Genomic DNA, 21506 nt, shown 5'->3' on the forward strand with positions numbered 1-21506 from the left:
GTCGCGGCTGCCGGGAGGGCTGCCGGAGCCCCCGGGGCTCCGGCGGTCCTTTCCGGCTGCCGCACAATGGAGCCACATGCCCACCTTGTTCAGCTTCCTGCTTCGTGCGCTGCTGCTGGCGGCCGGCCTCGTCATGGCGGCGGCGGTCGCCTGCGTGTTCGTGCTGCTGATGGCACTGTGGTTCGTGCGCGCCGCCTGGTGCCGCCTGACCGGCCGGCCCGTCTCGCCCTTCGTGATGGGCGCCGGCCCGCGCGCCGCGTTCGACGAGATGATGCGGCGAGCGCAGGCGCAGCCCGCCAGCCGCACGCCGCGCGCCGACGCCGCGGCCGGCGTGCGCCGCCCGCTGGTCGACGTGACCGACGTCGAGCCGAAGTAGTCCCTACATCCCGGCGGCCAGGAAGCCTCCGTCCACCGCGATGGTTGCGCCCGTCACGTACTTCGCGGCGGGCGAGGCCAGGTACACCGCCGCGCCCGCGAGTTCGTCGAGGTCGCCGAAGCGGCCCATCGGGATGCGCGCCATCGCCCGCTGCTTGCGGTCTTCCGTCATGGAGTCCTTGTTCAGGTCGGTCATGAAGAAGCCGGGGGCAATCGCGTTCACGCGCACGCCGCGGGACGCCCATTCGGAGGCGAGCGTCTCCGTCATCGCCCGCACCGCGTGCTTGCTCATGCAGTAGATGCCGTTGCGCGCGAACCCGCGGAAGGAGGCGAGCGAGGCGATGCTGACCACGCAGCCGCTGCCGCGCGCCAGCATGCCGCGGCCGAACCAGGTGCTGGCGAACCACACGCTCTTCGCGTTGGTGTCCATGATGCGTTCGTAGTCCTCGGGCTCGTAGTCCTCGGACGCCTGCAGCTTCATCACGCCCTGGGCGTTCACCAGGATGTCCGGCACGCCGGTGTCCAGCGTCACGGTGCCCACGAATTCACGCAGGGCATCCATGTCCGTCGCGTCGACCGGGTAGGCGCGCGACCGCCGCCCCAGCGCGCGCAACTGGCCGCAGGCCCCTTCCAGCACGTCGGCGCGCCGGCCCGCCAGGTGCACGTCGGCCCCGGCTTCCGCCAGCCCCACGGCGATCGCCCGGCCGATGCCGGTGCCGCCGCCGATCACCAGGGCCTGCCTGCCCGCCAGCCCGAAGCGGTGTTCCAGTTGCATCGCTTGCCTCCCTTTCAGTCCCGTCCCGCATCCATGAACCCGAGCCGCTCCGAGAGCTCGCGCGCGATCGCGCCCAGCGGCGCGCGCACGGCGGCGAGCTTCTGGTGCGTCAGCCGGTGCTTGGGTCCGACCACGCACATCGAGCCGACCACTTCGCCCGTGTGGCAGAACACCGGCATGGCGACGCAGCGCAGGCCCTCGAACTGTTCCTCGTCGTCGATGGCGTAGCCCGCGGTGCGGATGCGCCGCAGCTCGGTCTCGAACGCGGCCACCGTGGTGATGGTCTTCGGCGTCAGCGCCACCATCGGCTGGCGCGCGAGCGCCGCCAGCACCTCGGCGCGCGGCAGCCAGCCCGCGATGGCCTTGCCCACGGCGGTGCAGTACACGGGGCGTTCGCCGCCGACGTCCTGCACCACGCGCACCGGCCCGTCGTGCTCGCGCTTGGCGGCGATGGTGACGATGCCGTCCACCCACGCCGCCACGCTGCTGCCTTCGCCGGTCTCGCGCGTGAGGCGCTCCAGCAGCGGCTGCGCGAGCTCGCCGATTTGCGCGACGCTCCATTTGCGCCCGGTCAGCTGGTAGGGGCGCGCGGAGAGGGAATACCCGCGGGACTCTTCCTCCTGCCGCAGCCATCCGAGGGTGACGAGCGTCTGCAGCAGGTGGTGCGCGGTGCTGCGGTGCAGCCCGAGCCGGCGCGCGACCTCCGACAGCGGCAGCGGTGCGCCGGCGCCCGCCAGCAGCTCGATGGCGGCCAGGCCGCGTTCGAGTGAACGGTGCGTGGTGCTGGCGCCCCGGTGCGGCGCAACGGGCAGGCGCGTGGCCGTTGCGTGTTTCATAGTATTCAACGTGTCTCCGCGTCGCGTTTCATTTGCTAGATTAGCAGCAGCGGCCACGATCCAGCAAGGCCCGCACCAAGGAGACAAAGCATGAGAGCCGTCCACGCTGCGCGCGCGCTGTGCGCCGCCATCGCCGTCCTCGCCGCCGCCGGTGCGTCCGCGCAGGCCCCCAAGACCTACACGCTGAAGTTCAACCACGTGCTCGGGCCCAAGGAGCCGTACCACGCCGGTTTCCAGCGGTGGGCCGAACGCGTGGCGGCGCGCACCAAGGGCGGCCTCAAGATCGACGTCTTCCACAGCGCGCAGCTGGGCAAGGAAGAGGACATCATCGAGCAGATGCGGCAGGGCGCGAACCTCGGGCAGAACACCGACTCGGCGCGCCTGGGCAACTACGTGCCGGCGCTCGCGGTGATGAACGGCCCGTACTTCGTCGAGACGCTGGAAGAAGTCGGCAAGCTGCGCACGGCGCCCAGCGTCCTGAAGTGGCAGGAGGAGCTCGCCAGCAAGCACGGCCTGAAGGTGGTGTGCTTCAACTGGGTGCAGGGCTACCGCCACTTCTTCACCAACAAGCCGGTGAAGAAGCCGGAGGACCTCAAGGGCCTGCGCGTGCGCACGCCGCCCGCGCCGATCTGGCAGGAGTCGGTGCGCGCGCTCGGCGCCTCGCCGGTCGCCATGGCGTTCGGCGAGATGTACCCGGCGCTGCAGCAGAAGGCCATCGACGGCGTCGAGCTGGTCTACAACAACATCCCCGCGGGACGGTTCTACGAGGTGCTGAAGCACGCGGCCGAGACGAAGCACATCATGCTGATCAACTTCGAGGTGGTGGGCAGCAAGTGGTTCGACACGCTGCCCAAGGAGTACCAGGCGGCGCTGACCGAGGAATGCGACAAGGCGGGCGAGGAGACCAGCCGCGAGATCCTCAAGCTCGAGGGCGAGGTCAAGCAGCAGCTCAAGGCGCGCGGCATGACGGTGACGGAGGACGTCGACCTGGCGGCCTTCCGCCGCGCCGGCGAGAAGGCCTACGAGCAGCTGAAGCTGGTGGACGTGAGGAACGCGGTGCACCGCGAGATCGGCAAGAAGTAGGCGGATGCGGGCGCTGTACCGCCGCTTCTGCGCTGGGCAGGCCGCCATCGCGGCGGCCTTCCTGCTGGCCATGGTGGCGTTCATCTTCCTGGGCGGCGTGGCGCGCATGGCCGGCCATCCGCTGAACTGGACGGGCGACGCCGCCACCGCGCTGTTCGCCTGGGCCTGCTTCCTCTGCGCCGACATCGCCTGGCGGCGCAACAGCCTGGTGGCGATCGAACTGGTGACCAGCCGGCTGCCGCCCCTGGCGCAGCGCGTGCTGCGGCTGGCCAACCACGCGATCATCTGCGTCTTCCTGCTGTACGTTGCCGGCTACGGGACCTGGCTGGCGTGGGTGAGCCGCGCGCGCAGCTTCCAGGGCATCCCGGAGATCAGCTACGCCTGGGTGACCATGAGCTTCCCGGTCGGTGCCTTGATGCTGCTGGTGACGACGGCGCTGAAGATGCGCGACGAGCTGCAGGGCAGGGTGCAGCAGAACGTCGCGATGGACGTGCTCTGATGCTGTGGGTGTGCGTCGCCTTCGCGGTGCTGCTGCTCGGGGGCATGCCGGTGGCCTTCGCCGTCGGCATCTCGGGCTGCATCTTCTTCCTGCAGCATCCGGAACTGCCCGCCACCATCCCGGTGCAGGTCACGGTCACCGAGACGCAGAACTTCGCGCTGCTGGCGGTGCCGCTGTTCATCCTGGCCGGCAACGTGATGAACCATTCGGGCATCACGGAGCACCTGCTCAAGCTCGCCTCGGTGCTGACGGGACGGCTGCGCGGCGGGCTGGCGCAGGTATCCATCGCGCTGTCCACCCTGATGAGCGGCGTCACCGGCTCCTGCGTGGCCGACGCCGCGATGAATTCGCGGCTCCTCGGCGGCGAGATGCTCAAGCGCGGGTTCTCCCGCGGCTACGCGGCCGGCGTGCTGTCGTACGGCTCGCTGATGGCGCCGATCATCCCGCCGGGCATCGGCTTCATCCTGTACGGCACGGTCGGCCAGGTGTCCATCGGCCGACTGTTCGCGGCCGGCGTGATCCCCGGCTTCCTGCTGTGGGCGGCGCTCGCCCTCACGATCTCGGTCACCGCGCGCAAGCGCGGCTACCTGCCGGAACGCACGGTGCGCCCCACGGTCCGCGAGTTCGCGGTGACGGCGCGCGCGGCGGTTTGGGCGATCCTGTTCCCCGTCATCCTCCTTTTCGGCCTGCGCATGGGCGTGTTCACCCCATCCGAGATCGGCGCTTTCGCGGTTGTCTACGCGGCGGCGGTGGGCGTGTTCGCCTACCGGAAGCTCAAGGCCGCCGGCGCGCGCGAAGCGCTGGAAGGCAGCCTGGTGGACATCGGCGCCGTCATGTTCCTGCTGGCGCTGTCCGCCATCTTCGGCTACGGCATCGTCATGGAGCAGATCCCGGAAGTGATCTCGCGCTGGATGCTCGGCCTGACGGACGACCCGCGGCTGGTGCTGGTGCTGATCCTGCTGTTCATCCTGGCCGCCGGCACCTTCATGGAAGGTTCAGTGCTGATCATCATGCTCACGCCGATCTTCCTGCCGCTGGTCACGCAGCTCGGCATCGATCCGGTGCACTTCGGGCTGGTGTTCATCATCGCCGCCACCATCGGCAACTTCACTCCGCCGGTGGGCGGGGCGATGTTCGTCGTCTGCCAGATCCTGCGCTGTCCGATCGGGGAGTACACGCGGGAGTCAATGCCCTTCCTGCTCGCCGTCAGCGCGGTGGCGATCCTGCTGGTGTTCGCGCCGTCCATCGTCCTCTTCCTGCCGAACCTGCTGTTCGGGCCGCCCTGAAGCCGCGTACTTCCGCATGACGCGGATATCGCTGACCCACGTGTAGGCACAAACCTACGGAAGGGCTCCCGCGCCGGTTTCCTAATGGAACCGTCGAGGCCGAGCCCGGAGGCACAGTGAAGATGCACCGCGCGGGAGACCGTGAGCTGGCGAGCGTCCCTCCCCAGGGGACGTTCATCGCGCCTGCGGTCCGCGTCGGCATCGCTGACGACCATCCCATCACGCGCGCCGCCCTGCGCTGCTACCTCGACGAGCAGGCCGGCATCCGGGTCGTCGCCGAAGCGGCGTCGGGGCGGGAAGCGATCGACCTGGTCCGCACCCACGCCATCGACGTGCTGCTGCTCGACCTGGACATGCCGGGGCAGAGCGGCATCGACGCACTCACCATGATCAAGGCCAAGGCGGAACACGTCGGCATCCTGATCCTCTCCGGGTACCCGGAACACCAGTACGCCGTGCCCCTGATCCGCAATGGCGCCAGCGGTTACCTCAACAAGGCCTGCGAACCCGGCGAGATCGTCGCCGCCATCCACCGGGTCGCGCAGGGCGCGCGCTACATCACCGCGGTCGTGGCCGAACTCCTGGCGTCGCAGGTGATCACGCCCACGCCCGGCGGCGCGCACGAGCAGCTGTCCGCGCGCGAGCTGCAGGTGTTCCTCAAGCTCGCGCAGGGCTGCAGCGCCGGCGAGGTCGCGGCGGAACTGTCGCTCAGCGCCAAGACCGTCAGCACCTACCGTGCGCGCCTGATGCGCAAGCTCGACGCCCGCTCCAACAGCGACCTCACGTACTACGCGCTCAAGCATCGCCTGCTGGACTGAGCTTCTGCGGCAGTGCAGCAATCCCGGCTACGATCCGGGCCATGCCCGACCCAGCCCAGCACCTGCCCCGCGTCATCATCATCGGCTGCGGCTTCGGCGGCCTGGAAGCCGCGCGGGCCTTGGCCGGCGCGCCGGTGGCCGTCACGCTGGTGGACAAGACCAACCACCACCTGTTCCAGCCGCTGCTGTACCAGGTTGCCACCGCGGGCCTGTCGGCGCCGGCGATCGCCGCGCCCGCGCGCCACTTGTTCCGCCACCAGGCGAACGTGACCACCTTGCTCGGCGACGTGGTGGCCATCGATGCGCAGGCGCGGCAGGTGCGCCTGGCCGACGGCCAGACGCTGCCGTACGACCACCTGGTGGTCGCGGCGGGTGCGACCCACAGCTACTTCGGCCGGGACGACTGGGCCCGCTTCGCGCCCGGCCTGAAGACTTTGTCGGATGCGTTCGAGATCCGCCGCCGCGTGCTGCTCGCCTTCGAAGCCGCCGAAAAGGAAGCGGACGCGCAGCGGCGCGCCGCGTGGCTCACCTTCGTCGTGATCGGCGGCGGCCCGACCGGCGTGGAGATGGCGGGGACGCTGGCGGAGATCGCGCGGCGCACGCTGCCCGGCGAGTTCCGCCACATCGATCCCGCCGGTGCGCGCATCCTGCTGCTGGAAGGCGGCCCGCGCGTGCTGCAGGCGATGCCGGAGGACCTGAGCGCCAGCGCGCAGCGCCAGCTGGAGAAGCTCGGGGTGGAGGTGCGCGTCGCCTCGCGGGTAACCGCCATCGACGAACACGGCCTGCAGGTGCAGCCGCCCGCGGACGCGCCGGCCTACCGGATCGAGGCGCGTTGCGTCGTCTGGGCGGCGGGCGTGGCCGCATCGCCGCTGGGACGCCAACTGGCCGACGCCACGGGGGCCACCACGGACCGCGCCGGCCGCGTGGTCGTGGAGCCCGACCTGTCGTTGCCGGGCCATCCGGACATCAGCGTCGTCGGCGACCTGGCCTCGGCGCAGAGCCACCTCGAAGGCCATGAACCGCGGCCCGTGCCCGGCGTCTCACCGGCGGCCAAGCAGATGGGAAGGACCGCGGCGGCGAACATCCTGCACCGCCTGCGCGGCGAGCCGGCCCAGGCTTTCCGCTACCGCGACTGGGGCAACCTGGCCACCATCGGCCGCAATTCCGCCGTGGTGGACCTGTGGACGCCCTGGCGGCGCATCAAGTTCAGCGGCTGGCTGGCGTGGGTGTTCTGGCTGTTCGCCCACATCTACTTCCTGATCGGCTTCCGCAACCGCATCGTGGTGCTGATCGACTGGGCCTCCGCCTACTGGAGCGAGCAGCGCTACGCACGTGTCGTCACAGGAATCGACCCCGGGACGCGCGACGGCTAGGCATACTCGTCCACCTTTCACGTGGAGCGAGCATGCAATACATCAACCAGCTGGGCCCGGTCGCGGCCCTCGTCGCCGGCATCCTCATCCTCGTGATGCCCAAGCTGCTCAACTACATCATCGCGCTGTACCTGATCATCATCGGTCTCGCCGGGCTGTTCGGCGGACGCTGAGTTTCAACCTTTGGCCGGCGGCTCCATGTGCTGCGCGTACAGCTTCTGCATGCCGCCCAGCCAGCGGTCGTAGTCCTGCCCCTTGGCCTGGAAGTACTTCGCCACCTCCGGGTGGGGCAGGGCGAGGAAGCGCTCGTCGCGCATGGTCTGCACGACCACTTCGGCCACCTGTTCGGCCGTCAGGACGCCGTTGATGCCCGCCGAGCCGGTGCCGTCGCGCGTCATGTCCGTCTGCACGGACTGCGGGCACAGGCAGGACACGCGCACGCCCTTACGGCCGTAGGCGATGCGCAGCCATTCCGCGATCGCCACCGCCGCGTGCTTGGTCACGCCGTAGGGCGCGGTCTCCACGATGTTCAGGAGGCCGGCGGCCGAGGCAGTCACGAGGAAGTAACCCTCGCCGCGCGCCACCATCTCCGGCATGAGGGCCCGGGCCGCCCAGACGTGGGCCATGCCGTGCACCTGCCACATCTTTTCCCAGAGCGCGTCCTCCAGCTCGATCCCGCCCAGGCGGCCCAGGATGCCGGCGTTCGAGAAGTAGATGTCGACGCGGCCGAAGCGCTCGCGCGTGCGCTGCACCAGCTGCTGGATGTCCGCCTCGCGGCTGACGTCGCAGGCAACGGCCATCGCGCCTTCGCCGATCCCGCGGGCCACCTCTTCGGCCCGCTGCAGGTTGACGTCCGCGACCACGACGCCCGCGGCGCCCTCCTGCGCGAAACGGCGCGCCATGCCGGCGCCGATGCCGCTGGCGCCGCCGGTGACGACGCAGACCTTGTCCCTGATTTCCATGCCTGTCTCCGAAATGCGCCGAGCATAGGGCGGCGGCGCGCCGACGCAAGCCGCACAGGCGACATGGTGCCTCGGCCGATGGCCTCTTTCGTTCCATCCGGCGGCAGCGGCGCCTGCACCGGGCGGGTACGGCTTCCGACACCAGCGCGGCCATGGCGTCCTACGCGGCCGGGCTGGCGGCGTGGCGATCATCCGTTCCAGCAACAAACACACGGAGAGACGGTCATGACCGCCATCGCACAGGATTTCTGGGAAGAACAGGCCGACGAACCCGAGGTTCGCATCGACGGCCGCATCCAGCCGGACGCCGAGGACACGTACTGGCAGAGCGCCTACTGGGCCCAGCCCTACTTCCGGGCGGAGCTGAGCTACGACGACTACGCGCCGGCCTACTGCGTGGGCTACATCGGCTTCGCACAGTACGGCGGCCGGTTCGAGGATGCCGAGAAGTCCCTGTGCGCCAACTGGATCCGCATCAAGGGCGACTCGCGCCTGGAGCTCGACGAAGCCATGCAGGCCATCCGCGCCGCCTGGGACCACGCCGAGAGCGCGCAATTCGAGGCCGACGAGGAAGTCGGCGAGCTCGTGGAAGCCGGCCTTCTGGCCGCCCACGCGCGCGAGCAGCGCCAACCCGCCTACGCCTGACCGGCAGCGGCGTGCGGCCGTCGCCCGCACGCCATCGGCCGGCGTCCTACAAGGTCGTTCCGGACGCTGGCGCACCATTGGTGCATGACCCAGCCCTTCACCGTCGAAGACCTCCATCTCCACCAGAAGGTCACGGAGCTGGCCGCCGCCCCTGACGGCCAGTCCGTCGCTTGCACGCTGCGTTCCGTCAACCGCGAGGAAGACGGCTACGTCTCCTGCCTCTGGGCCGTCGGTGTCGACGGCGAGGTGCGCCAGCTCACGCGCGGACCCGGCCTCGACAAGGCGCCGCGCTGGTCGCCCGAAGGCGCGCGCCTGGCCTTCCTCTCGGACCGCGGCGGAACGTCGCGGGTGCACCTCCTCCCGCGCGACGGCGGGGAGGCCGCGGCGCTGGGCGCCTTGCCCGGTGCGGTATCGGACGTGCGCTGGATGCCGGATGGAAAGGCGCTGCTGGTCGCGGCCGCCGTCCCGGTCGACCCCGACTGGCGCGGCGAACGGCCCGGGGGCCGCAAGCCGAAGGAGCGCAAGGTCCAGCCCGAGGTGGCGTGGAAACTGCCGTACAAGAGCGACGGCATGGGCTACATGCTCGCCCGCGAGATCCACCTGTTCCGGCTCGATGCCGCCTCGGGCGAGCACCGCCAGCTCACCGACGGACCCTTCGACGTGCTCGCGTTCGCGGCCTCGCCGAACGGCAGGCACGTCGCGCACACCCGCACGCGCGAAGGCCGGTTCTCGCATCGCAGCGACCTCTGGGTCTGCGACGCGGACGGCGGCCACGCCCGCCAGCTCACGCGCGAGTTCGCCACCGTCATGAGCCCGCTGTGGTCGCCGGACGGCCGCTGGATCGCCTTCAGCGCGACCGGCAAGGAAGGCGATGCCCAGACCAACCTCTTCGTCCTCGAGTTCGGCAGCGGCCGCATCCGGCCTCTGGGCGACGCCGACGTGCAGGTCGCCGACCCCGAGTCGGTGCACTGGGCGCCGGACTCGCAGAGCCTGCTGTTCTCCCAGCAGCATCGCGGACGCCATCGCATCGTCCGCATCGTCGTGCCGTCCGGGCAGATCGACGTGCTGGCCGCCGGCAACCGCCAGTTCGGCGCGTTCGTGCCGGTGGGCGACGCGCTCGCCTACGTCGTCGAGCATCCCTCGCAGCCGAGCGAAGTGCACCTCTGCCCGGCCGGCTCGGGCGAGCGCCAGCTGAGCGACTTCAATCCCTGGTGGAAGGAACGTCCGCCCGTGCTGGCGGAAACCTGGGAATTCGAGGTGCCGGACGGACGCGGCGGCAGCGAGAAGATCGAAGGGTGGCTGTTGCGTGCCGAGGGCGCGAGTGGGCCGCTGCCCATGCTGAACGACGTGCACGGCGGGCCGGCCAGCTACGCGCTGCTGGACTTCGACAGCAACGTGTACTGGCATGTCCTGTGCTCGCAGGGCTGGGCCGTGCTCGCGCTCAATGCCGTCGGTTCCGCCAGCTACGGCCGGGAGTTCTGCGACCGCCTGGCGGGGCACTGGGGCGAGTACGACCTGCCGCAGCACCTGGCCGCGATCCGGCAGCTGCGGGAAGAGGGCGTCTGCGACGAGCGCCTGGCGATCGCGGGCAAGTCGTACGGCGGCTATCTGAGCGGCTGGGCGATCGGGCACTGCAACCTGTTCCGCGCCGCTGTCGTGATGGCGCCCGTGGGCAACATCGAGACCCACTACGGGACCTCGGACGGCGGCTACTACGCCGACCCCTACTACATGGGAACGGAGGAACGCTTCGACCGCAAGCTGGCCAAGCAGCTGTCGCCGATGGCGCACGTGGAGAAGGCGACGACCCCCACCCTCTTCATGCAGGGCGCGGACGACGAGCGTTGCCCCAAGTGCCAGAGCGAGGAACTGTTCGTGAGCCTGATGCGGGCCGGCGAGACGCGGGCCGAACTGGTGCTGTACCCGGGCGGGGACCACCACTTCCTCGGCGAAGGTGCCCCTTCGGTGCGGGAGGATGCGGCGCGGCGGATCATCGACTGGATCTCGGCGCACGTGCGGCACGCCGCGGCGCCGCTGCCCGGCACGGGCGAGCAGGCGACGGCAGGCCAGGACGAGAGCCGGGCCTAGGCGGGGCGATCGCCGCCGAGCAGGCGCTCGAGGGCGTCGATGAAGGGCGCCTGCCCCGCGATCAGCTTGCGGCGGGCCGCCTCCAGCCCGAACCACTGCACGCGGTCGACCTCGGGGAAGGATTGCATGCGGCCGGAGCGCGGCGGCCATTCCATCTCGAAGGGGATGCTCACGAGCATGGCGGGGTCGGCGTCGCCTTCGAACGCCCAGGCCGTGATGCGCTTGCCGCTCTTCTGGCGCAGCTCGCCCAGGGGATGGAACGGAGGCGTGCTCTCGAAGCCCGTCTCTTCCAGGAATTCACGCCGCGCGGCCGCCAGCGGTTCCTCGCCGGGATCGATCTCGCCCTTGGGCAGTGTCCACGCGGCTTCGTCGCGGCGCGACCAGAACGGCCCGCCGGGATGCGCCAGCAGCACCTCCACCGCGCCGTCCCGGCGCCGGAACAGGAGGAGGCCGGCGCTGCGGATGGTGGACACGGCGTGCAGTGTAGGGCCGGGCGGTGTCAGGCGCCGCGGCCCTGGAAGCGGCTGGGCGGCTGGCCCATCGCCGACTTGAACATCGCGGTGAAGGCACTTTCGCTGGCGTAGCCGCTCTCGGCCGCCACGGCGCTGACCGGCACGCCGCGGGCCAGCAGCGGCAGCGCGTGGGCGAGCACGGCTTGCTGCCGCCATTGCTGGTAGCTGGTGCCGAGCTGGTCGCGGAACAGGCGGGCCATCGTGCGCTCGCTGGCGCCGACGTCCGCCGCCCATTGCGCAAGGGTGGCGCGTTCGGCCGGTGCGCGCAGCACCGCTTCGCACAAGGCGCGCAGGCGTTTGTCGCCCGTCTCCGCGGGCGGCAGCGGAACCCCCAGTTCCTGCGTCGCGGCGTTGCGCAGTTCGTCGAGCACCAGCGCCGTCAGCAGGGCTTCGCGCCCGCGGGGCAGGCCGGGCGCGTCCAGGGCCGGAACCAGTTCGCGCAGCAGCGCCGAGACCACCAGCACGCGGCAGCCGTCCCAGTCCCGCGGCGCCACCGAGGCGTCGATGTAGAGCGTGCGGAACTGCGCGTCCTCCAGCACGTGCACCGAATGCAGCGCGCGCGGGGCGATCCAGACCGCGCGCGAGGGCGGCACGATGTAGGTCGCTTCACCGCTGGCGCTGTCGGTCTCGGCGGCGCTGACCTGCACGATGCCGCTCGCGCAGTACGCGAGCTGCGCCCAGGCGTGCCGGTGCGGCTCGAAGTGCGCGTCGGCGGCCAGGTGGCGCGATCGCACGCGCACGGGCCGCTGGCGCGAGGGCTGGAACAGGTCGGTGTCGTGGTGCGGCACGACGGACCGGCGGGCGGGGGACATTGGCCGATTTTCGCTGAAATGTGTCGTTCCGTCGCATTCCGGAAAGCGGCCGTGCCGCCTACGATCGCCGCATGACGACCGCCACCCAGCCCATGCCCGCCTCCGTCCCGCTGCGCCGCGATGCCGGCGTCATCGGGCTGGTCGGCATCGCCCACCTCGTGAGCCACTTCAGCCAGCTGCTGCTGCCGCCGCTGTTCCCGTGGCTCAAGGACGCGCTGGACGCCAGCTACACGCAGCTCGGCTTCCTCATGACGATCTTCTTCGTCGTGTCGTGCGCGGTGCAGACGGCGTCCGGCTTCCTGGTGGACCGCTTCGGGCCGCGGCCCATCCTGTTCGGCGGGCTGATGCTGGTGGCGGCGGCGGCCTTCGGCTTCGCCACCAGCCCGGGCTACTGGACGATGGCCTTCTTCGCCGTGATCGCGGGCATCGGCAACGGCGTGTTCCACCCGGTCGACTACACGCTGTTGAACCGCAAGGTGAGCCAGCCGCGCCTGGGCCATGCGTACAGCGTGCACGGCATCACCGGCAGCCTCGGCTGGGCGGCCGCGCCGGCGCTGGTGGTGCCGGTGGCGATCGCCTTCGGCTGGCGCACCGCCCTGGCGGTGGCCGGCTGCTTCGTGCTGCTCGTGATCGTCGTGCTTTGGTTCCACCGCGCCAGCCTGGACCTGCCGCCGGCGCCGCGGCCAGCGGTGACGCCGCAGGGCCACGCCGCCGAGGGAAATTTCGCCTTCCTGCGGATTCCGGCGCTGTGGATGTGCTTCGCGTTCTTCTTCTTCTACGCGGTCATCCTGAGCGTCATCCAGGCCTTCGCACCGGAAGCCGCGCGCCAGCTGCACCAGGTGCCGGTGGCGCTGGCCGCGGCCTGCCTGACGGTCTACATGGTGTGCAGCGCGGGCGGCATGGTGGTGGGCGGCTTCCTCGCGGCGGACCCGGAGCGCTGCGAGCGCGTGGTCGGTGCGGGCTTCGGCATGGCCGCCGTCGTCGCGCTGGTGATCGGCTTCGGGCCCGTGCCGGCGCTGGCCGTCCCGGTGCTGTTCGGCGCCATGGGCTTCGCCACCGGGCTGGCGGGGCCGTCGCGCGACCTGCTGGTCAAGCGGTCGACGCCCGAGAACGCCACGGGGCGCGTCTATGGCGTCGTCTACTCCGGGCTGGACATCGGCCAGGCGCTCGCACCGCTGTTCTTCGGCGCGCTGATGGACCGCCAGAACTGGCGGGGCGTCTGGCTCGGGCTGGTCATCATGCAGGCGGTGCTGATCGCCAGTGCCTTCAACGTGCGCCGGGTGCGGCGCACGGCGCCCGCGCCGGCCTGAACCCCGGGCGCACCACTAGGCGCGCCGTTACATCCGCGCTGTATCCTTGCCCGCATGTATGCCGCGTATTTCGGGCTGAAGCAGGAGCCGTTCTCCATCGCGCCGGACCCGCGCCTGCTGTTCATGAGCCCACAGCACCGCGAGGCCCTGGCGCACCTGCTCTATGGCGTGCAGGGCGGCGGCGGCTTCGTGCTGCTGACCGGCGAGATCGGCACGGGCAAGACGACGGTGTGCCGCTCGTTCCTGGAGCAGGTGCCCCCGCACTGCAACCTGGCCTACATCTTCAATCCGAAGCTCACGGTGCTGGAGCTGCTGGAGACGGTGTGCCACGAGTTCGGCGTGGCCGTCACGCCGCCGCACCAGCGCACCGCCACGGTCAAGGACCACCTCGACCCGCTCAATGCCTTCCTGCTGCGCGCGCACGCGGAAGGGCGCAACAACGTCCTGGTGATCGACGAGGCGCAGAACCTCTCGGCCGAGGTCCTCGAGCAGCTGCGGCTGCTGACGAACCTGGAGACCAGCGAGCGCAAGCTGCTGCAGATCATCCTGATCGGCCAGCCCGAGCTGCGCGACATGCTGGCGCGGCCGGAGCTCGAACAGCTGGCGCAGCGGGTGATCGCGCGCTACCACCTCGGCGCGTTGAGCGAGGCCGAAAGCGCGGACTACGTGCGGCACCGGCTCGAGGTTTCCGGCCTGCAGCGGCCGCTGCCTTTCGACCGGGCCGCGCTGCGCAACGTGCACCGCGCCACCGGCGGCGTGCCGCGCCGGATCAACCTGCTGTGCGACCGTGCGCTGCTGGGCGCCTACGCGAGTGGCGACGGACAGGTGACGCGCCGCGTCGTGCGGCAGGCGGCGGCGGAAGTGTTCCCCAAGGTGCCCGCGGCCAGTCGCGCCTGGCCGCGCACGGCGCTGGCCGCCGGGCTCGGGCTGGTGGCCGGGGCCGGCATCCTGGCCGCGGCGCATCGGGCGGGTGATGCCGATGGCGCGCGCGTGTCGCTGGCCGTTGCGCCGCGCCTGGCGGAAACGGTGCCGGTCGCGGCCGCGCAGCCGCCGGCGCCTTCGCTTGCCGCGGCATCCGCCGCCGCGGCGCCCGCACCGGTGCCCGCGACCGCAGCGCCCGCGGCACCGCCCACGCTGCTGCGCAGCGAGGACGAGGCGTGGCGCGAACTCGCCGCGGCCTGGAAGCTGTCGCCGGCCGCGGGCGAGCCTTGCGCGGCACTGGCGCGCGAGCAGGTCCACTGCTTCAGCCGCAACCTCAGCCTGCCCCTGATCCGCCAGCTCGGACGTCCCGGCATCGTCACGCTGGACGCCGACACCGGCCGGCCTTCGTACGCGATCCTGGCGGCATTGACCGAGGACTCCGCCACCCTGCGCGCCGCGGGCACGGAGCAGACGGTCACCCTGGCCGCCCTGGCGCAACGCTGGAAAGGCGAGTTCGCCACCTTGTGGCGGGCGCCCGAGGGTTACCGCGACGGCGCCACGCCGGTCCAGTGGATGGCGCAGACGCTTGCCACGGCCAAGGGCGCGCCCGTGCCCGCGGGGACCGTCCCCTTCGATGCGAAGCTGCGCGCCGACCTGCGCGCCTTCCAGCTGGCCCAGGGCCTGCCCGCCGACGGGCGCCCGGGGCCGCTGACCTACATGCAACTCAATCGCGCCGGCGGGCTGGACGAGCCGCGCCTGCGCACCGAACCCTGAAGCAGCGCATGTCGTACATTCTCGATGCCTTGCGCAAGGCCGACGCCGAGCGCGAACGCGATCCCTCCCGTGGCATCCATGCGCAGCCCGCGCCCGGTGCCGCCCACGCAGCGCCGCGCGGGGCCCGCTGGGGCTGGATGGCGGCCGGTGGCGCCGGCGTCCTGCTGGCAGCCGGCGCGTATGTCGCCTGGTTTCCGGCGCCCGCGCCGGTTCCTGCCCCCCGCGCCATGCCGTCGGCGCCCGCCGCCGGCTTCGTGCTGGAAGCGCCGCGCAAGCCGCCGGTGGTGACGATCGCCGACGCCGTCGTGCCGCCCGCCCCGCCGCCCTTGCCGGAACCGGCGGCCGAGCGCGCGCCGGCGAAGACTGCCGCGGCCACCGCGCCGAAGGCTGCGCCGGCGACAACACCAGCCGCACCGGCACCGGCGGCTGCCGCGGCGCCGTCCGAACCACCGCCCGTGGCGGCTGCGCCCGCAACCGCGCCCGGGGGCGCCGCGACGCCCGAGCGCATCGTGGCCGTGGGCGACTTGCCGGCGGACGTGCAGCGGGAACTGCCCAAGCTGGCGATCTCCGGCGGCGTGCACTCGGAGAATGCCGCCCAGCGCATGCTGGTGGTCGGCGGACAGGTGAAGGGCGAGGGCGCCGAGCTCGCGCCAGGCGTGGTGCTGGAGCAGATCCGCGCGCGGTCGGCGGTGCTGCGCTTCAAGGGCTTCCGCTACAGCGTCCCCTATTGATCCATCAGGCGAGCAACCAGCGCGTGGCGGCGCCGAAGGCCAGCGCCAGCGCGGGCACCACCAGGAGTGCGGCGCGCACCCAGGTGCGCATTCCTGCCAGCGAGAGCAGGGCGCCGAGGGTCGCCAGCGCCGTCGGGTCCGGCAGCCAGCCGAACACCTCCGCCTCCGTCCAGGGATGGCCCGTCAGCGGCGCGAGCAGGGGATAGAGCAGGGCGGCCACCAGGCACGCGGCGCCCGCGAAGCGGACGCCGCCAGGCGCTGGCGTGCCGCCAGAGGGTCGCGCGGCCGCCGCGAGCAGCAGCGCGGCCTGCACGCCCCAGGCGGCGGCGAGCCAGCGTGCCGCCAGGAAGATCTCCGCATAGCGTTGCCAGTGGAAGCTCCACGCGACGCACGCCCACCCGACGGCCAGAAGGATCAAGGCGATGCGCGTCCCGGCCGCGCGCCCGCGCAGCACGAGCAGCACGAGGACGAAGGCCGCGAGCCGGCCGGCAACCCGGGCCGGCCCGCCGGCCGCGTTGTGCCGCGCCACGAGGCGCCAGTACGCCTCGGGCGAGAACATCAGGTAGTCCGACAGCCCGTAGGTCCACCACTCCGTCATAGCGCCGCGACGTGCGCCGCCATGCGCTTGCGCATCGCCTCGTCCGGCAGCCGCGTGCGCAGCACGCCGAGGTTCTCGCGCACGTGGTCGACCCGCCGGGTGGCCGGGATCGCGCAGGTGACCGCCGGGTGGCTGACGACGAACTTCAGCGCGAACTGCGCCCAGCTGGTGCATTCGATCTCCGCGGCCCAGGGCGGCAGCGGGTGGCGCTGCAGGCGGCGCAGCAACTGTCCCTCCGCGAACGGCCGGTTGGCGAGGACCGCGATGCCGCGATCGGCGGCCAGCGGCAGCAGGCGCGCTTCCGCTTCGCGCTCGACGAGGGAGTAGGTGAGCTGCACGAAGTCCAGCGGCTGGCCGCGCATCACCTGCTCGAACTCGCGGTGGCGCCGTCCCTCGGAGGTCGTGATGCCGACGTAGCGGAGCTGCTTGCGCTCCTTCATGGCCTGCAGCAGCGGCAGCTGCCTTTCCCAGGCCAGCAGGTTGTGCACCTGCAGCAGGTCGAAGCGAGGCACCTGCCAGAGCCCGCGGGACTGCTCCACCTGCGCCGCGCCGTCGGAGGAGGTCCAGACCTTGTCGGCGGAGAACACCCGTTGCTGCCCGCCCAGCGCGCGCAGCGCGTCGCCGACCACGCCCTGCGAGGACCCGTACATCGGCGACGAGTCGATGACGCGGCCGCCGCCGTCGAGGAAGGCGCGCACGACCTGGGTGCAGGCGGCGCGGGCCGGCGGATCGTTGCCGACGTTGAAGGTGATCCAGGTGCCGAGCCCGACCCGCGGGATCGCTTCACCCGTCGAGGGGATCGCACGGGTGAGGGCAGGGCCGGCCTGGCCCAGCGCCGGGCCGGCGGCGGCCGCCGTCGCCCACTGCAGGAGGCTGCGGCGCTTCATGCGTCCAGACTAGCACGCGGGCGCGCCGGCTGGCATAGGATCCGTGCATTGGAGGTGCCCGATGGACCGCAGGACCTGCTGCCGGCTGCTCGCCGGCGTGATCGCCCTTCCGGCCGCGGTGCGCGCCGACGACGACCTCTGGGCGCTGCTGCGGCGCGGCGGGCAGGTGGTGATGGTGCGGCACGCGCTGACCGATCCCGGCGTGGGCGACCCGGAGGGCTTCCGGCTCGGCGACTGCGGCACCCAGCGCAACCTGAGCGAGGCGGGGCGGCGCGAGGCGCAGCGCCTGGGCGAGACCCTCCGTGCGCGGCAGGTCCCGGTGTCCAAGGTCTATGCCAGCCCCTGGTGCCGCTGCATCGACACTGCGCGGCTCGCTTTCGGCGAGGCGCCGGAGACGCTGCCGGCGCTCGGCAACATCTTCGGGCGGCGCGAACGCGAAGCGCAGCAGGTGGCCGAGTTGAGGAAGCGCCTGCGGACGCCCGCCGCGGGCAACGTGTTCTGGATCTCGCACGGCTCGACCACGCTGGCCCTCACCGGCGTGTCGCCCGCCACGGCGGAGATGGTGGTGCTGACGCCGCAGGCCGGCGGCGGCTTCCGCGTTGCCGGCCGGATCGCGCCCGGCTAGTCCACCGCCGGCTGCGGCGGCTGGAACACCGACCAGCGCCCGTCCTTGAAGAGGTACAGGCCGGAGGAGATGCGCGTCTGGTCGCTGCTGGCGAACAGGGCCGCCGCGCTGAAGCGCAGCGTGGCGACAGCCACCGCATCGTCCGCCCGCGCGAACACGAGGCCGCGGCGCTTGGGCACGGCGGCGACGATGCCCTCCGGGTAGCGGCGCAGCTGCTCGAGCCAGAAGTCGCGGTCCAGGAAGTAGCTGCTGTCCAGGTCGGGCGCGTTGCCGTGCACCTGCATCAGCCCGCCGGACCAGGGTTCGGCCACGGGGTGCCCGTAGCGGCTGCGCAGGTTGTGCACCGCGCGCTGCAACGCCTCTTCCGGCGTGAGCCGCAGGCGGTGCAGGTCCTCGGGCAATGCGCTCTGCACCTTCTGCTGCCCGTCGAACACCAGGCGCAGGTGCATGTCGCCGAGGTACTGGAACCAGCTCGCCTCGAACTCCACCTCGCGGCCGTCCGGCATGCGCGCGCTGATCTTGCCGAAGGGGTGCAGTGCCTCGTCCTGCTTGTTGGCGCCGGGGCTTTCGCGCAGCACCACGAGCAGGTTCGACTCCGTCGTCTCGAACCGGTCGTGCTCGCGCGGCGTGTCCGCGGCGGGTGCATGCACCGAGACCAGCAGCGCACCGGCGCCGCAGAGGGATCGCAGCCATCGCTTCATGTTTTCCGTCCTCCGTCCTCGCTGCCATCCTGCGGGGATTGCGACGCGGGCGCAAGCGCGCCCTTCACGCCGCCGCGCGAATCCGCGCGCGGCGTCGGCGCGATGCAACGCCATTCGTTACCCTTCTTGCCACGCCCCGTGAACTTGTAAGGCCCTCGCTGCGTAGCATCGCAGCTCTTCGCTTCATTCACTCAGAGGACTCGCTTCATGGCCCTGCAACCGTTTTTCAACAGCAACAGCAACAAGCGCGAGGACAGCTACCCGCGCCCGGGCGCGAGCCCGAATGCCGCCGCCGCCTCGGGCCAGGTGCCGGCCGCTGCTGCCGCCACGCCGCAACCCGCGGCACCCGTGGTGACCTCCAAGGAAGGCGAGAGCAAGCTGACCGTCGGCCCGAACATCAAGCTCAAGGGCGTGGAGATCACCGATTGCGATACGCTGGTGGTCGAAGGCTCGGTGGAAGCGACGATGGATTCGCGCGTGATCCAGATCTCCGAGCGCGGCGCCTTCAAGGGCTCCGCCGAGATCGATGTCGCCGAGATCCGCGGCCTGTTCGAAGGCAACCTCACGGTGCGCCAGAAGCTGGTGATCTACGCCACCGGCAAGGTCACGGGCAAGGTGCGCTACGGCAAGGTGGTGATCGAGGAGGGCGGCCAGCTCTCCGGCGAGATCGAGGCCGGCATCTCCGGCGCGCCTTCCACCGCACGTCCGGCCGCGGCCGGCGCGCGTCCGCTGCAGCAGGTGCAGTGAAGCCGCGTCCTCCCCGCGCGGGCGGGGATGGCGTTCAGACGGCGGTCCGGTGCCGCGCGATGCAGGTGTCCAGCACTTCCTCGTGCGGCCGCTGCCACCAGTTCCCGGTGGAGAAGATCTCCACCTCGCTGTAGCCGGCGAAGCCCTGGGCCTCGACCCAGCCGCGCATCTGCGGCAGGTCGATCACGCCGTCGCCCATCATCCCGCGGTCGTTCAGCAGGTCGGTCGTGGGCGTGAGCCAGTCGCAGACGTGGAAGGCCAGCAGCCGTTCCTTGCCCGCCCGGGCGATCTGCTCCTGCAGCTTCGGGTCCCACCACACGTGGTACGCGTCCACCGCGACGCCCAGTGCGCCGGTCTTCCCCGGGTCGAGGGCATCGCAGACGTCCAGCGCCTGCTCCAGCGTGTTGATGCAGGCGCGGTCGGCCGCGTACATCGGGTGCAGCGGTTCGATGGCGAGCGGCATGCGCGCCTGCTTCGCGTAGTCCAGCAATTCGGCGATGCCATCGCGCACCTGCGTGCGGGACAGCGCGATGTCCTTGTGCGCCGGCCGGCCCTGCAGCGCGCCCGGCAGGCCGCCGACCACCAGCACGAGGCAGGCGGCGTTCAGCTCGGACGCTTCATCGACCGCGCGGCGGTTGTCGTCGCGTGCCGCCTTCAGGCCCGCCGCGTCCGCCGCGGGGAACATGCCGCCGCGGCAGTAGCCGGAGAGTTCCAGGCCGTGGGTGCGCACCAGTTTCGACACGTTCGCCAGGCCCGCGGCGGCCACCTGGTCGCGCCAGGGCGAGATCGCGCGGATGCCCTTGCGGACACAGGCCTCGATGATGTCCGGCAACGGCAGGTCGACGCCTCCGCTCTTGCGCACCGTGGCCGTGTTGATCGACAGCCATCGGTGGTCCCGCGAGTAGTCCCGCATGCTCACTCCACCCCGTGCAGCGCCAGCACCGTCTTCATGCGGCGCACGGCGAGGTCCGGCTGCTCCAGCAGGTTGGCGGCGTCGGCCAGGCGGAACAGTTCGGCCAGGTGCGGCAGGCTGCGCGTGCTCTGCTGGCCGCCGACCATGGTGAAGTGGGATTGGTGGCCGTTGAGCCAGGCCATGAACACCACGCCCGTCTTGTAGAAGCGCGTGGGCGCCGCGAAGATGTGGCGCGAGAGAGGCACGGTGGGGCCGAGGATCGCGTGGAACCTGTCGATGTTGCCCTGGGCCAGCTCGCCGAGCGCGGCGCTCGCCGCCGGTGCGATGGCATCGAAGATCCCGAGCAGCGCGTCGCTCTTGCCATGCGTGGGTGCGCGGCCGAATCCATCGCCGGCGATCAGCTCCGCGTAGTTGAAGTCGTCGCCCGTGTACATCCGCACGCCCGCGGGCAGGCGGCGGCGCATGGCGATCTCCTTGTCCTTGTCCAGCAGCGAGATCTTGATGCCGTCCACCTTGGACGCGTGGGCGGCGATGATGCCGACCGCCGTGTCCATCGCCGCGTCGACGTCCGGCGTGCCCCAGTAGCCCGCCAGCGCCGGGTCGAACATGTCGCCGAGCCAGTGCAGGATGACCGGCTGCTGCGCTTGGGACAGGATGCGCCCGTAGACCTTCTCGTAGTCCGCCGGCGAACGGGCCACGCGGGCCAGGGCACGGCTGGCCATGACGATCAGCTTGCCACCGAGCTTCTCGATGGCAGCCATCTGTTCCTCGTAGGCCCGGATCACGTCGTCCACCGAACGCGCGTTCTCGGGCGCCAGGTGGTCCGTGCCGCAGCCGGAGGCCACGAGCGCGCCGGGCACGTCGCGCGCCGCATCGAGCGAGCGGCGGACCAGTTCCAGCGAGGTCGGCCAGTCCAGGCCCATGCCGCGCTGCGCCGTGTCCATCGCTTCGGCGACGCCCAGGCCCAGCGACCACAGGCGCTGCCGGTAGGCGATGGTCGTGTCCCAGTCGATCGCGGCCTGCAGCCACGGATCGACCGGCGCCAGCGGGTCGGCGACGACGTGCGCCGCCGAATACGCGATGCGGTTGAACTTCACGCCCGCGGCGGGCTTCACGGGCGTGGTGCCGCGCAGCGTGTAGGTCTCCAGCGCGCCGCCGGCGCTGGGCAATTTCAGCGAGAGGGTCATCTTGGTCTCCAGTCCAGTGCCACCGCGGAACCGGCTTTGCCGGGCCGC

The 21506-nt window shown here is 71.5% G+C and carries 24 protein-coding genes; 14 read left to right on the forward strand and 10 right to left on the reverse strand.

All coding sequences use genetic code 11. The annotated features are described in order from the left end of the window. Positions 1 to 76 precede the first annotated feature (76 nt). On the forward strand, positions 77 to 376 hold the full coding sequence (locus IM787_RS16500; protein WP_193677763.1) for a hypothetical protein: 300 nt from the start codon (positions 77 to 79) through the stop codon (positions 374 to 376). Positions 377 to 379: 3 nt separating this feature from the next. Here the strand turns inward: IM787_RS16500 and IM787_RS16505 are convergent, their stop codons facing one another. Next, positions 380 to 1150, reverse strand: coding sequence for an SDR family NAD(P)-dependent oxidoreductase (locus IM787_RS16505; RefSeq protein WP_193677764.1), 771 nt, complete (start codon positions 1148 to 1150; stop codon positions 380 to 382). Positions 1151 to 1164: 14 nt separating this feature from the next. Then, entirely contained in the window at positions 1165 to 1986 is an 822-nt protein-coding gene (locus IM787_RS16510; protein WP_193677765.1) for an IclR family transcriptional regulator, read from the reverse strand. Positions 1987 to 2076: 90 nt separating this feature from the next. Here IM787_RS16510 and IM787_RS16515 point away from each other — a divergent pair, with 90 nt between their 5' ends. The 6 genes from IM787_RS16515 to IM787_RS16540 all read left to right on the forward strand — a co-directional run bounded on the left by IM787_RS16515 (position 2077) and on the right by IM787_RS16540 (position 7218). After that, entirely contained in the window at positions 2077 to 3069 is a 993-nt protein-coding gene (locus IM787_RS16515; protein WP_193677766.1) for a C4-dicarboxylate TRAP transporter substrate-binding protein, read from the forward strand. A gap of 4 nt (positions 3070 to 3073) precedes the next feature. Next, positions 3074 to 3568, forward strand: coding sequence for a TRAP transporter small permease (locus IM787_RS16520; protein WP_193677767.1), 495 nt, complete (start codon positions 3074 to 3076; stop codon positions 3566 to 3568). Beyond that, the gene (locus tag IM787_RS16525; protein ID WP_193677768.1) at positions 3568 to 4854 is read left to right on the forward strand and encodes a TRAP transporter large permease; all 1287 of its coding nucleotides are present in this window, start codon (positions 3568 to 3570) and stop codon (positions 4852 to 4854) included. Before IM787_RS16520 ends, IM787_RS16525 begins: the two co-directional genes overlap by 1 nt. A 116-nt stretch (positions 4855 to 4970) precedes the next feature. Further along, positions 4971 to 5672 (forward strand): response regulator, encoded by a 702-nt coding sequence (locus tag IM787_RS16530; RefSeq protein WP_354004432.1) that lies wholly within the window; start codon positions 4971 to 4973, stop codon positions 5670 to 5672. Positions 5673 to 5713: 41 nt separating this feature from the next. Next, a complete protein-coding gene (locus IM787_RS16535; protein ID WP_193677769.1) occupies positions 5714 to 7045 on the forward strand; it encodes an NAD(P)/FAD-dependent oxidoreductase in 1332 nt (443 codons plus the stop codon). Between the two features lie 32 nt (positions 7046 to 7077). After that, positions 7078 to 7218 (forward strand): DUF3096 domain-containing protein, encoded by a 141-nt coding sequence (locus IM787_RS16540; protein ID WP_193677770.1) that lies wholly within the window; start codon positions 7078 to 7080, stop codon positions 7216 to 7218. Positions 7219 to 7221: 3 nt separating this feature from the next. Here IM787_RS16540 and IM787_RS16545 read toward each other — a convergent pair whose 3' ends face one another. Then, a complete protein-coding gene (locus IM787_RS16545) occupies positions 7222 to 8007 on the reverse strand; it encodes an SDR family oxidoreductase (protein ID WP_193677771.1) in 786 nt (261 codons plus the stop codon). 225 nt (positions 8008 to 8232) lie between these two features. Here IM787_RS16545 and IM787_RS16550 point away from each other — a divergent pair, with 225 nt between their 5' ends. Then, on the forward strand, positions 8233 to 8652 hold the full coding sequence (locus IM787_RS16550) for a hypothetical protein (RefSeq protein ID WP_193677772.1): 420 nt from the start codon (positions 8233 to 8235) through the stop codon (positions 8650 to 8652). Positions 8653 to 8736: 84 nt separating this feature from the next. Beyond that, positions 8737 to 10740 carry a S9 family peptidase gene (locus tag IM787_RS16555; protein WP_193677773.1) on the forward strand — a complete coding sequence of 668 codons (2004 nt, stop codon included), beginning with the start codon at positions 8737 to 8739 and terminating at the stop codon, positions 10738 to 10740. Here the strand turns inward: IM787_RS16555 and IM787_RS16560 are convergent. Both IM787_RS16560 and IM787_RS16565 read right to left on the reverse strand, forming a co-directional pair. Next, on the reverse strand, positions 10737 to 11213 hold the full coding sequence (locus IM787_RS16560) for an NUDIX hydrolase (RefSeq protein WP_193677774.1): 477 nt from the start codon (positions 11211 to 11213) through the stop codon (positions 10737 to 10739). The genes IM787_RS16555 and IM787_RS16560 overlap by 4 nt on opposite strands. Positions 11214 to 11239: 26 nt before the next feature. Beyond that, complete coding sequence (locus tag IM787_RS16565) at positions 11240 to 12064, reverse strand: AraC family transcriptional regulator (protein ID WP_193677775.1); 825 nt, start codon at positions 12062 to 12064, stop codon at positions 11240 to 11242. 71 nt (positions 12065 to 12135) lie between these two features. Here IM787_RS16565 and IM787_RS16570 point away from each other — a divergent pair, with 71 nt between their 5' ends. The 3 genes from IM787_RS16570 to IM787_RS16580 are packed head-to-tail and all read left to right on the forward strand — an operon-like array spanning position 12136 to position 15800. Then, positions 12136 to 13374, forward strand: coding sequence for an MFS transporter (locus IM787_RS16570; RefSeq protein WP_193677776.1), 1239 nt, complete (start codon positions 12136 to 12138; stop codon positions 13372 to 13374). A gap of 54 nt (positions 13375 to 13428) precedes the next feature. Next, positions 13429 to 15069 (forward strand): ExeA family protein, encoded by a 1641-nt coding sequence (locus tag IM787_RS16575; RefSeq protein WP_193677777.1) that lies wholly within the window; start codon positions 13429 to 13431, stop codon positions 15067 to 15069. 8 nt (positions 15070 to 15077) lie between these two features. After that, positions 15078 to 15800 (forward strand): general secretion pathway protein GspB, encoded by a 723-nt coding sequence (locus IM787_RS16580; protein ID WP_193677778.1) that lies wholly within the window; start codon positions 15078 to 15080, stop codon positions 15798 to 15800. A gap of 4 nt (positions 15801 to 15804) precedes the next feature. Here the strand turns inward: IM787_RS16580 and IM787_RS16585 are convergent, their stop codons facing one another. Together IM787_RS16585 and IM787_RS16590 are read right to left on the reverse strand one after the other, a co-directional pair. After that, complete coding sequence (locus tag IM787_RS16585; RefSeq protein WP_193677779.1) at positions 15805 to 16398, reverse strand: DUF6064 family protein; 594 nt, start codon at positions 16396 to 16398, stop codon at positions 15805 to 15807. Further along, positions 16395 to 17285: an aldo/keto reductase gene (locus IM787_RS16590; RefSeq protein ID WP_193677780.1), complete on the reverse strand. Its 891-nt coding sequence runs from the start codon at positions 17283 to 17285 to the stop codon at positions 16395 to 16397. The genes IM787_RS16585 and IM787_RS16590 overlap by 4 nt, the downstream gene beginning before the upstream one ends. Before the next feature lie 61 nt (positions 17286 to 17346). Here IM787_RS16590 and IM787_RS16595 point away from each other — a divergent pair, with 61 nt between their 5' ends. Then, positions 17347 to 17910 carry a histidine phosphatase family protein gene (locus IM787_RS16595; RefSeq protein WP_193677781.1) on the forward strand — a complete coding sequence of 188 codons (564 nt, stop codon included), beginning with the start codon at positions 17347 to 17349 and terminating at the stop codon, positions 17908 to 17910. Here the strand turns inward: IM787_RS16595 and IM787_RS16600 are convergent. Next, entirely contained in the window at positions 17907 to 18611 is a 705-nt protein-coding gene (locus IM787_RS16600; RefSeq protein ID WP_193677782.1) for a DUF1444 domain-containing protein, read from the reverse strand. The genes IM787_RS16595 and IM787_RS16600 overlap by 4 nt on opposite strands. A 207-nt stretch (positions 18612 to 18818) precedes the next feature. Here IM787_RS16600 and IM787_RS16605 point away from each other — a divergent pair, with 207 nt between their 5' ends. After that, on the forward strand, positions 18819 to 19358 hold the full coding sequence (locus tag IM787_RS16605) for a bactofilin family protein (RefSeq protein WP_193677783.1): 540 nt from the start codon (positions 18819 to 18821) through the stop codon (positions 19356 to 19358). A 34-nt stretch (positions 19359 to 19392) separates the two neighbouring features. Here the strand turns inward: IM787_RS16605 and IM787_RS16610 are convergent, their stop codons facing one another. Further along, positions 19393 to 20271 (reverse strand): sugar phosphate isomerase/epimerase family protein, encoded by an 879-nt coding sequence (locus IM787_RS16610; RefSeq protein ID WP_193677784.1) that lies wholly within the window; start codon positions 20269 to 20271, stop codon positions 19393 to 19395. Between the two features lie 2 nt (positions 20272 to 20273). After that, the gene (locus IM787_RS16615) at positions 20274 to 21458 is read right to left on the reverse strand and encodes a dihydrodipicolinate synthase family protein (RefSeq protein ID WP_193677785.1); all 1185 of its coding nucleotides are present in this window, start codon (positions 21456 to 21458) and stop codon (positions 20274 to 20276) included. Between the last annotated feature and the right edge of the window lie 48 nt (positions 21459 to 21506).

Origin of the sequence: Ramlibacter pallidus (assembly GCF_015070875.1) — a bacterium.
Taxonomy (GTDB): Bacteria; Pseudomonadota; Gammaproteobacteria; order Burkholderiales; family Burkholderiaceae_C; genus Ramlibacter; species Ramlibacter pallidus.

Excerpts from the sequence above, each read along its gene's own strand:
- IM787_RS16565 (WP_193677775.1), bottom strand. The coding sequence starts at position 12,064 with ATGTCCCCCGCCCGCCGGTCCGTCGTGCCGCACCACGACACCGACCTG.
- IM787_RS16550 (WP_193677772.1), top strand. The coding sequence starts at position 8,233 with ATGACCGCCATCGCACAGGATTTCTGGGAAGAACAGGCCGACGAACCC.
- IM787_RS16525 (WP_193677768.1), top strand. The coding sequence starts at position 3,568 with ATGCTGTGGGTGTGCGTCGCCTTCGCGGTGCTGCTGCTCGGGGGCATG.
- IM787_RS16570 (WP_193677776.1), top strand. The coding sequence starts at position 12,136 with ATGACGACCGCCACCCAGCCCATGCCCGCCTCCGTCCCGCTGCGCCGC.
- IM787_RS16520 (WP_193677767.1), top strand. The coding sequence starts at position 3,074 with ATGCGGGCGCTGTACCGCCGCTTCTGCGCTGGGCAGGCCGCCATCGCG.
- IM787_RS16590 (WP_193677780.1), bottom strand. The coding sequence starts at position 17,285 with ATGAAGCGCCGCAGCCTCCTGCAGTGGGCGACGGCGGCCGCCGCCGGC.
- IM787_RS16605 (WP_193677783.1), top strand. The coding sequence starts at position 18,819 with ATGGCCCTGCAACCGTTTTTCAACAGCAACAGCAACAAGCGCGAGGAC.
- IM787_RS16595 (WP_193677781.1), top strand. The coding sequence starts at position 17,347 with ATGGACCGCAGGACCTGCTGCCGGCTGCTCGCCGGCGTGATCGCCCTT.
- IM787_RS16600 (WP_193677782.1), bottom strand. The coding sequence starts at position 18,611 with ATGAAGCGATGGCTGCGATCCCTCTGCGGCGCCGGTGCGCTGCTGGTC.
- IM787_RS16540 (WP_193677770.1), top strand. The coding sequence starts at position 7,078 with ATGCAATACATCAACCAGCTGGGCCCGGTCGCGGCCCTCGTCGCCGGC.
- IM787_RS16555 (WP_193677773.1), top strand. The coding sequence starts at position 8,737 with ATGACCCAGCCCTTCACCGTCGAAGACCTCCATCTCCACCAGAAGGTC.
- IM787_RS16510 (WP_193677765.1), bottom strand. The coding sequence starts at position 1,986 with ATGAAACACGCAACGGCCACGCGCCTGCCCGTTGCGCCGCACCGGGGC.
- IM787_RS16585 (WP_193677779.1), bottom strand. The coding sequence starts at position 16,398 with ATGACGGAGTGGTGGACCTACGGGCTGTCGGACTACCTGATGTTCTCG.
- IM787_RS16545 (WP_193677771.1), bottom strand. The coding sequence starts at position 8,007 with ATGGAAATCAGGGACAAGGTCTGCGTCGTCACCGGCGGCGCCAGCGGC.
- IM787_RS16535 (WP_193677769.1), top strand. The coding sequence starts at position 5,714 with ATGCCCGACCCAGCCCAGCACCTGCCCCGCGTCATCATCATCGGCTGC.
- IM787_RS16500 (WP_193677763.1), top strand. The coding sequence starts at position 77 with ATGCCCACCTTGTTCAGCTTCCTGCTTCGTGCGCTGCTGCTGGCGGCC.
- IM787_RS16575 (WP_193677777.1), top strand. The coding sequence starts at position 13,429 with ATGTATGCCGCGTATTTCGGGCTGAAGCAGGAGCCGTTCTCCATCGCG.
- IM787_RS16580 (WP_193677778.1), top strand. The coding sequence starts at position 15,078 with ATGTCGTACATTCTCGATGCCTTGCGCAAGGCCGACGCCGAGCGCGAA.
- IM787_RS16505 (WP_193677764.1), bottom strand. The coding sequence starts at position 1,150 with ATGCAACTGGAACACCGCTTCGGGCTGGCGGGCAGGCAGGCCCTGGTG.
- IM787_RS16610 (WP_193677784.1), bottom strand. The coding sequence starts at position 20,271 with ATGCGGGACTACTCGCGGGACCACCGATGGCTGTCGATCAACACGGCC.
- IM787_RS16615 (WP_193677785.1), bottom strand. The coding sequence starts at position 21,458 with ATGACCCTCTCGCTGAAATTGCCCAGCGCCGGCGGCGCGCTGGAGACC.
- IM787_RS16515 (WP_193677766.1), top strand. The coding sequence starts at position 2,077 with ATGAGAGCCGTCCACGCTGCGCGCGCGCTGTGCGCCGCCATCGCCGTC.